The sequence below is a fragment of the Sphingomonas sp. SL1004 genome, assembly GCF_057815015.1.
On record NZ_JBYMUX010000001.1, the window covers coordinates 549346 to 557500 of the forward strand.

General features: G+C 66.1%; 8 protein-coding genes. 5 read left to right on the forward strand and 3 right to left on the reverse strand.

Going from position 1 to position 8155, the window contains the following annotated elements; all coding sequences use genetic code 11:
* Positions 1-79 precede the first annotated feature (79 nt).
* Entirely contained in the window at positions 80-877 is a 798-nt protein-coding gene (locus AC3D24_RS02530) for an N-formylglutamate amidohydrolase (protein ID WP_489027892.1), read from the reverse strand.
* 16 nt (positions 878-893) lie between these two features.
* On the opposite strand from AC3D24_RS02530, the gene AC3D24_RS02535 reads away from it, so the two are divergent.
* The 3 genes from AC3D24_RS02535 (at position 894) to AC3D24_RS02545 (ending at position 3087) form a co-directional block, all read left to right on the forward strand.
* Positions 894-1802, forward strand: coding sequence for a transglutaminase family protein (locus tag AC3D24_RS02535; protein ID WP_489027894.1), 909 nt, complete (start codon positions 894-896; stop codon positions 1800-1802).
* Positions 1803-1815: 13 nt separating this feature from the next.
* Positions 1816-2658, forward strand: coding sequence for a transglutaminase-like domain-containing protein (locus tag AC3D24_RS02540; RefSeq protein ID WP_489027896.1), 843 nt, complete (start codon positions 1816-1818; stop codon positions 2656-2658).
* Between the two features lie 90 nt (positions 2659-2748).
* Entirely contained in the window at positions 2749-3087 is a 339-nt protein-coding gene (locus AC3D24_RS02545; protein WP_489027898.1) for a WYL domain-containing protein, read from the forward strand.
* Between the two features lie 150 nt (positions 3088-3237).
* Here the strand turns inward: AC3D24_RS02545 and AC3D24_RS02550 are convergent, their stop codons facing one another.
* Positions 3238-3972 (reverse strand): Crp/Fnr family transcriptional regulator, encoded by a 735-nt coding sequence (locus AC3D24_RS02550; protein WP_489027900.1) that lies wholly within the window; start codon positions 3970-3972, stop codon positions 3238-3240.
* A gap of 162 nt (positions 3973-4134) precedes the next feature.
* On the reverse strand, positions 4135-4860 hold the full coding sequence (locus AC3D24_RS02555; protein ID WP_489027902.1) for an arylesterase: 726 nt from the start codon (positions 4858-4860) through the stop codon (positions 4135-4137).
* 14 nt (positions 4861-4874) lie between these two features.
* Between AC3D24_RS02555 and AC3D24_RS02560 the strand changes: the two genes are divergently transcribed.
* Together AC3D24_RS02560 and AC3D24_RS02565 are read left to right on the forward strand one after the other, a co-directional pair.
* A complete protein-coding gene (locus AC3D24_RS02560; RefSeq protein WP_489027904.1) occupies positions 4875-5573 on the forward strand; it encodes an ABC transporter ATP-binding protein in 699 nt (232 codons plus the stop codon).
* Complete coding sequence (locus AC3D24_RS02565; RefSeq protein WP_489027906.1) at positions 5570-8068, forward strand: ABC transporter permease; 2499 nt, start codon at positions 5570-5572, stop codon at positions 8066-8068. The genes AC3D24_RS02560 and AC3D24_RS02565 overlap by 4 nt, the downstream gene beginning before the upstream one ends.
* The last annotated feature ends 87 nt before the right edge of the window (positions 8069-8155 follow it).

Below are 8155 nucleotides of genomic sequence, written 5' to 3' on the forward strand. Positions count from 1 at the left end.
ACCTTATGCAAACAGGCCGACAGTCAAACGCTTAAATGGACCAGACGATCCCGCCTCGTTCCCCTATCCCGTGGTGCACCTACACGGTGGGCGAAGCCTCGACAGCGGCGGGCAATAGTCGCGTCAGCCGGTCGGCCCACGCCTCGCACCCCTCGGGAGATCCCAGCAGATCCTGGCGAATCTCGATCTCCGCATACGGTCGTCGGTCGGGATAGGCATGGCGCGGTACCGTATAATCGATCAGGTCCATCCGGTACGGTTCGTTGTCGCCCACCGTCAGGTCGGCTTCGGCGCGGAGTACATCGAGCAACGCGTGCGCGAACCCTGTATCGCCGCCATCGTGCAGGATGCCGATCTGCCAAGGCCGTTGCTGGTCGCGCAAGGCACCGCGCATCGCCGGCGTAAAGCTGTGCAACGCGACGATCACCGTCGTCATGCCTGCCGCATCGCGCCGCGCGATCTCGGCTGCGATCGCCGACTGGTACGGCGCGTGGATCTCCGCAAAGCGCGCCGCGCGCTCAGCTTCGCTTAGCCCGGCATTGCCCGGCACGAGCGTCCCGTCGCTCATCTCGGCGATCACGTCTGGTTGCGTCTCGCTGCGGTTGCAGTCGATCACCAGCCGCGAATAGGTCTGGCGGACGAACACCGCGTCCAGCCGCTCCGCGAGCAGCGTGCCAAGCTCGCCGATGCCGATGTCCCAGCCGATATGGCGCGACAGGTCCGCCTCGCTCAGGCCCAGCGACCCGAGCCGCGCAGGCACGGCTTTCCCCGCATGGTCGCCGATCAGCAGGAACGATGAGGCGCCTTTTGGGTTGACCACTGTGACCGGTGCGGCATCTTCGGTCCCAAGCAGCGATTGGCTGGTACTAGTCTTCATGCGACACGGATCCTCGATGCCATCTCTAACGCTCTCTCACGTCACGAAATACTCCTACCGCCAGCCGGTAGCCTTTGGCGAGCACCGGATCATGGTCCGGCCGCGAGAAAGCTACGATCAGCATCTTATCGACGCCAAGCTGACGATCAGCCCCGAGCCGTCGGACGTGCGCTGGCTGCAGGACGTGTTCGGCAATTCGGTCGCGATCGCCACCTTCGACAAGCGCGCGAAGGACCTCGTGATCGATAGTCAGATCCGCCTGAACCACAGCCCGGCCGAGTTGCAGGACGTCGATATCGAACGGTATGCGCGCTTCTATCCGTTCACCTATTCGTCCGAAGAGATGCCCGATCTGCTCCGCTCGATCGAGCGCCAGCATCATGATCCGCTGCGGGAGATCGACACCTGGGCGCGGCGCTTCGTCGGTACCGGCGGCCAGACCGATACGCTCGCGATGCTGTCCGAGATGACCGCGGCGATCAAGCGCGAGTTCACCTATGTCCAGCGCCCGGAAAAGGGCACGCAGTCGCCGATGGAGACGCTCGCCAAGCGCAAGGGCACCTGTCGCGACTACGCGATGCTGATGATCGAGGCGGTCCGCGCGCTCGGTTTCGCAGCGCGGTTCGTATCTGGCTATGTCTACAACCCGACACGACGGGAACTGCGCACCGGCGGCGGCAATACCCACGCCTGGGTCCGCGTCTACATTCCGGGCTCGGGCTGGGTCGAGTTCGATCCGACCAACGGCATCGTCGGCAACCGCGGCCTGATCCGCGTCGCGGTCGCGCGCGACATCTATCAGGCGGTTCCTGTGTCGGGCACCTGGAGCGGCTTTCCCGGCAGCTTCCTCGATATGAGCGTTTCGGTCGACATCAGCGTCGACGATGATATCACCGACTATCAACACTCGTCGCTAACGGCCTGAATAGGGGGATAAGATGCTGATCAGGGCAGGCTACGACATACGCTTCGAAACCGACGTTGCGACACCGATGATGGCGATGCTTAGCCTTCATCCGTCACGCAACAAGGATCTCGTGACGCCGCACCGGATCGTCGACGATCCCGACGTGCCCGCCTATGATTATCTCGACGCGTTCGGCAACGTCTGCACGCGGATCACCGTGCCGAAGGGCGGCCTGACGCTGTCATGCGATTTCACGATCCGCGACAGCGGCGAGCCCGATCCCGTTTCGCCCGACGCGATCCAGCACGCCGTCGAGGATTTGCCCGACGATATCCTGATCTACCTGCTCGGCAGCCGCTATTGCGAGACCGACCGCCTGTCCGAAACCGCTTGGTCGCTGTTCGGCCATGTCCCGGCCGGGTGGCAGCGCGTCCAGGCGATCGTCGACTTCACGCACAACCATGTCGAGTTCGGCTATCACTTCGCCCGGCCGACGAAGACCGCGTGGGACGTTTATCAGGAGCGCCAGGGCGTCTGTCGCGACTTCGCCCACCTTGCGATCACGCTATGCCGCTGCATGAACATCCCGGCGCGCTATTGTACCGGCTATCTCGGCGATATCGGCATCGCGCCGGTGGACGCGCCGATGGATTTTTCCGCCTGGTTCGACGTGTACCTCGGGGGCACGTGGCACACGTTCGATGCGCGCCACAATCGGCCGCGGATCGGCCGGATCCTGATGGCGCGGGGCAGGGACGCGACCGATACCGCGCTCACCACGACCTTCGGCCCGGCGCGGCTGGTCGGTTTCGACGTCCACACCGACGAGGTCGGCTTCGAAGCGCATATCGACGACGGTGTACCGGCTGGTTAATTCCTGCCGTAGCGCCAAGTTAGTTCTTGTCGCGAGTGGCGCGATGGGCCTAACGGCTCCGATCCCTTAACTTATGCTGCGATGCACAACATGACCTCGACCCCCGACGACCAGTCCGCACCCTCGAACGCGAATGCCCTGCTGTTGCAGGCGATCGCGCTGCGCAAGTGCATCACTGCCACCTATAACCGGATGGTCTGCACGCTGGCGCCGCACATCCTGTACACCAAGCATGACGACGTGTTCGTCGATGCGGTGACGCTGGAGCGCGACGGTCAGCCGCCCAAGGAGATCAAGCTCGGCACGTTCAAGCTTGCCGGGCTGAAGGATATCGAGGTCACCGATCGCTCGTTCGTGCCCGACGCGATCTTCAACCCCGGCGACATCAAGTACGACCGCGTCACGCTGTTCGTCGTCGACCGCACCTGAACCTGAATTAATCCTCCCCCGCCAGGGGGAGGTGGATCGCGTAGCGAGACGGAGGGGGAGGACACGGAGCAGCGGTTGTCGCTTACCTCCCCCTCCGTCTGGCAAGAGCCAGCCACCTCCCCCTGGCGGGTGAGGATTATAAACCGGCCCTCAAGTCGCTGGTGGCAACCACGCCGTCTCGATCTCACCGTATCGATCGGTGAATCCCGTCGCCGCGACCAGCGCCGCCTCGTCGACGATCCGTACCCGCCGCCCGGTCCGCTCGATCACCCCGGATTTCTCCAGCGCGCGGATCGTGCGGTTCACATGCACCTTCGTCAGCCCGAGCGCATCGCCGATATCGGTCTGCGTCAGCGGCAGGTCGAACGAGTCGACGATCCCGCCCGCCGTCACCCGCAGCCGTGCCATGATATCGAGCAGCAGCGTCGACAGCCGTTCGCTCGCGCCCATCCGGCCGATCGTCGTCAGCCGGTCGCTCATGGCGACATTCTCCGCCGCGGCGATCGCGTACAGCAGCCCGGCGATCCGCGGTTGGGCGCGAAACAACAGGCCCAGCTCGGTCTTCGGCAGCTCGATCACCCAGCAGTCCGAGATCGCGGTCAGCGTCGCCGCGGCCTGAGACCACGCCATGCTGGACGTCCCGATCAGGTCGCCCGCATAATGAAACCGCAGGATCTGGCGGCCGCCGGTGATGAGCTTCGTCGACGAATGCAGCCAGCCCTGGCGCACCACGTACAGCGCATGACTCTCGCCACCTTCCGCCATCAGCACGTCGCCGGCCTTCAGCCGCCGTTCGCCACGCTCGGCATGCGTGATCGCCTCACGCTCGGCGTCCGTGAGATCGAGATGCCGCCCGAGGCGCGCGATCAGACCGCTTAATTGCATTGCATCCCCCTTATCTATCCTCCGCGTCGGCGTTGCACCAACCGCGCGCCCCGCGAAAGGGGAGAATGACGGTCGCCGCATCACGCAACGCCGATGCGACACGTGACACCGTGTCGACCGATATGACGCCCGATTCCAGCGTCGCGTCACAAGTGACTGCGATCACTCGGCCTTTTGCAACGCACGTTCGACGACCGGCGTCACCCGCGCCGCAATCCGGTCGACCCCGGTTCGGTTGGGATGAACGTGGTCGCCCTGCATCAACTGTGCATTGCCGATGACCCCGTCCAGGATGAACGGATACAGCGTAGCATGATAGGTGGCGGCAAGAGTTGGCCATATCGCGTTGAATTGCGTGGCATACTCAGGCCCGAGATTTGGCGGCGCCATCATCCCCGTCAGCATCACCGGGATGCCGCGCCGTTTCGCCTCGTCGAGCATCGCGGTCATGTTGCTCCGCGTTTCGGCAGGGGAAATCTGCCGCAACACGTCGTTGCCGCCGAGGCCAAGCAGTATCAGGTCCGGTTTGCGCGCCATGTTATCCAGCGCGAAGGCGAACCGCTGCCGACCCGCCGCGCTGGTATCGCCTGAGACGCCGGCGTTGACGATCTTGGCGTTGATCCCGTCGCGCCGCAGCCGCGCCTGCACCGCATCCGGCAGGCTCTGTCCGCGATCGAGGCCATAGCCGGCATAAAGGCTGTCGCCGAAGGCAAGGATCAGGCGCTCCGGTCCGGCCGGCGCGGGCACCTCGACCACGGGAGCGACCGCCGTCGCAGTTGGCGCCGGGGCAGGGGTCTGTTCGCCGCGACCGCAACCGGTCAGCAACGCCGCTTGGAGAAATGCCAGTCCGACCCCATACAGAGGCCAGTTCCGCGATCGTCTCTCCAAGATAGTGATCTCCCATGTCAGAACCTGCTTCCGCCGATATGGTGATCTCGGCGCGCGATGTCACGTTGACACTCGGCGCATCGATCGCAGCCACCACGATCCTCAAGGGCGTCGATCTCGATATCGTCCGCGGCACCAGCGTCGCGCTGCTCGGGCCATCGGGTTCGGGTAAATCATCGCTGATGGCGGTGCTCTCCGGGCTCGAACGCGCGACCAGCGGGCGGGTCGAAGTCGCCGGACTCGATTTCGGCAAGCTCGACGAGGATGCGCTCGCGCGCGCGCGCCGCGGCCGGATCGGCATCGTCCTCCAGGCTTTCCACCTGCTGCCGACGATGACCGCGCTGGAAAATGTCGCGGTACCGATGGAGCTGGCCGGCATGCCCGACGCGTTCGATCGCGCCGAGGTCGAGCTCGCCGCGGTCGGCCTGTCGCACCGCATCGGCCATTACCCGACCCAGCTCTCGGGCGGTGAGCAACAGCGCGTCGCGATCGCGCGCGCGCTCGGCCCGCGCCCCGATCTCGTCCTCGGCGACGAACCGACCGGCAATCTCGACGCCGCGACCGGTGCATCGATCATGGACCTGCTGTTCGACCGCCGCGCTGCGACCGGCGCCACGCTGATCATCATTACCCACGATCCGGTGCTCGCTGCCCGCTGCGATCGCATCGTCGAACTCGCCGATGGCCGCATCGCCACGGACCTCTCGCGGTGAGCGAATGGCGCCTGGCGTGGCGGCTCGCCCGTCGCGAACTCGATCTCCGGTTTCGCGGGCTTCGCCTGCTGCTCGCCTGCCTGTTCCTCGGCGTCGGTGCGCTCGCCGCGATCGGCAGCCTGACCCAGTCGATCGACGGCGAACTCGCCCGCCGTGGCAGCGCGATCCTCGGCGGCGACGTCGAGTTTGCCGCGTCCCAGCGGGCCGCGACTCCTGGGGAACGTGCCGCGATGGCGCGGGTCGGTACCGTCTCCGAAACCGTTCGGATGCAGGCGATGGCGGTGCGCGGTACCAACAGCGTGCCGATCGAGCTTAAGGGCGTGGATGCCGTCTACCCGCTTTACGGGACGCTTGCATTGCAGGGTGGCGCGGTCGCAAGGGCAGGCGATGCCAACGCGATCTGGATCGTTCCAGCGTTGGCGCAGCGCCTCGGCATCCGAATCGGCGGCACGCTGAAGCTCGGCATCGCCGACTTCACCGTCGCCGGCGTGATCGCGAACGAACCCGACCGGCTCGGCGAAGGCTTCACGCTCGGCCCCGTCGCGATCGTCTCGCTCGCCGGCATCGCGCGCACCGGTCTCGTCCAACCCGGCAGCCTGTACGAAAGCAAATACCGCGTCCGGCTTCCCGCCAGCGCATCCCCGACCACCGCGATTGATCGCTTCAAGGCAGCCTTTCCGACCGGCGGATGGGAAACCAAGACCCGCGACCGCGCCGCGCCCGGCGCCGAGCGCTTCGTCGAGCGCATGGGCCAGTTCCTCCTGCTCGTTGGCCTTTCCGCGCTCGTGATCGCGGGGATCGGAGTCGGCAACGGCGTGTCGTCCTACCTCGCCGCCCGTCGCAGCAGCATCGCCGCGTTGAAGGTCCTCGGCGCGACCTCGGGCCTGATCGCGCGGATCTATCTGCTCGAGGTCGCGGTCGTCGCGGCGATGGGTATCGTCGCGGGGCTGATCGCCGGTGCCGCGACCGTGCCGCTGATCGTCTGGCTTGCCGGTGACGTCCTCCCGGTCGCACCGCAGTTCGCGGTCCAGCCTGCGCCGCTCGCGCTCGCCGCAGCGTACGGCATGCTGATCGCGCTCGCCTTTACCGCGCCACCACTGATCGAAGCGGGGAGCATTCCCGCGGCGGGCCTCTTGCGAGGCGTGTTCGGCAATCGACCCGTCCCGTTGCGCCGGACCCTTCCCTGGGTGATCGGGGCCGGCATCGCGATCGTCGTGCTCGCCTTGTCGACCGCGGACCAGCCGGGATTGAGCGCCGGCTTCCTCGCGGCGGTCGCCGGCGTTCTGCTCGTGCTGGCGGCATTCGGCTGGGGCGTGCGGCGCGCGGCTGCAGCGCTTCCGCGAACGCGTCGCCCATTGCTGCGGCTCGCGGTCGCCGGCCTTCATCGTCCCGGTGCGCGGACCGGCACGCTGGTGGTTGCACTCGGGCTCGGGCTCACATTGTTCGTGCTGCTCGCCGGTATCCGCACCAGCATCGACGCGAACATCGCGCTGACCGTGCCGAAACGCGCTCCCGCGTTGTTCGCGCTCGACGTGCCACCGGACCGCGAGGCAGAGTTTCGCCGGACGATCGAGAATATTGCGATCCACCCCTTGATCCGTACCGTTCCGGCGATGCGCGGTACGATCACCGGGTACGGAACGACGCGCGTCGCGGATCTCAAGACGCTTCCCGAGGGGGCTTGGGCACTGCGCGGCGAGCGTGGTCTGACCTATGCCGCGAGCTTGCCCGAGGGAAGCGAACTTACCGCAGGCCGCTGGTGGCCCCGCAATTACGCGGGACCGCCGCTCGTCTCGCTCGACGAACGGCTCGCAAAGGTGCTCGACCTGAAGATCGGCGATCCGCTCAGCTACACCCTGCTTGGCGTCGAGCGGACCGCGCGGATCGCCTCGTTCCGCCGGATCAGCTGGGATACGCTCGGCTTCAATTTTGTCATGGTCTTTTCGCCGAACGCAATTCAGGACGCGCCCCATAACCTCGCAGCGACGATCGAGCTCGCACCGGGGCAGGAGGCGATGGTCATGCGCGCCCTCCTCCCGCGTTTCCCCTCCGTTTCGGTAATCGAGGTTCGCGGCGTGCTCGGCCAGGTCCGCGACATCGTATCGCAGATGGCGACCGCGATCACCGCGGCGGCATCGGTCGCGATCCTCGCCGGGATCGCCGTGCTGATTGGCGCGATCGCCGCGGCGCGCGAGGCGCGTACCTATGACGGCGTGATCCTGCGCACGCTTGGCGCGACGCGGCGGCAGGTGCTCGCGGTGCAGGCGCTCGAATACGCGTTTCTGAGCATCGTGTTATCGGTACTTGCCTTGCTCCTGGGGCTCGGCGGCGCCTGGTATGTCGTCACGCAACTCTTCAGTTTCGAATGGCGGCCTGACTATGCGACGGTGTTGGCGACGTTGCTGGGCGGTGCCGGATTGACGATGGTGATCGGATTGATCGGCGCATGGCCCATTCTCGGTGCGCGACCTGCACAGGCGCTGCGGCAACTCTGACGGCACGTTTGCGTCCGCGCGGCGTTAGGCCGGAATAGACCGGGACCAAGGGGCAAGACGCTGAGCAGTGAAGTACGATCCGAGAAC

What these genes read in the sequence shown, in the direction of transcription:
- AC3D24_RS02530 (WP_489027892.1), bottom strand. Translation starts at nt 877, where the DNA reads ATGAAGACTAGTACCAGCCAATCGCTGCTTGGGACCGAAGATGCCGCA.
- AC3D24_RS02535 (WP_489027894.1), top strand. Translation starts at nt 894, where the DNA reads ATGCCATCTCTAACGCTCTCTCACGTCACGAAATACTCCTACCGCCAG.
- AC3D24_RS02540 (WP_489027896.1), top strand. Translation starts at nt 1,816, where the DNA reads ATGCTGATCAGGGCAGGCTACGACATACGCTTCGAAACCGACGTTGCG.
- AC3D24_RS02545 (WP_489027898.1), top strand. Translation starts at nt 2,749, where the DNA reads ATGACCTCGACCCCCGACGACCAGTCCGCACCCTCGAACGCGAATGCC.
- AC3D24_RS02550 (WP_489027900.1), bottom strand. Translation starts at nt 3,972, where the DNA reads ATGCAATTAAGCGGTCTGATCGCGCGCCTCGGGCGGCATCTCGATCTC.
- AC3D24_RS02560 (WP_489027904.1), top strand. Translation starts at nt 4,875, where the DNA reads ATGTCAGAACCTGCTTCCGCCGATATGGTGATCTCGGCGCGCGATGTC.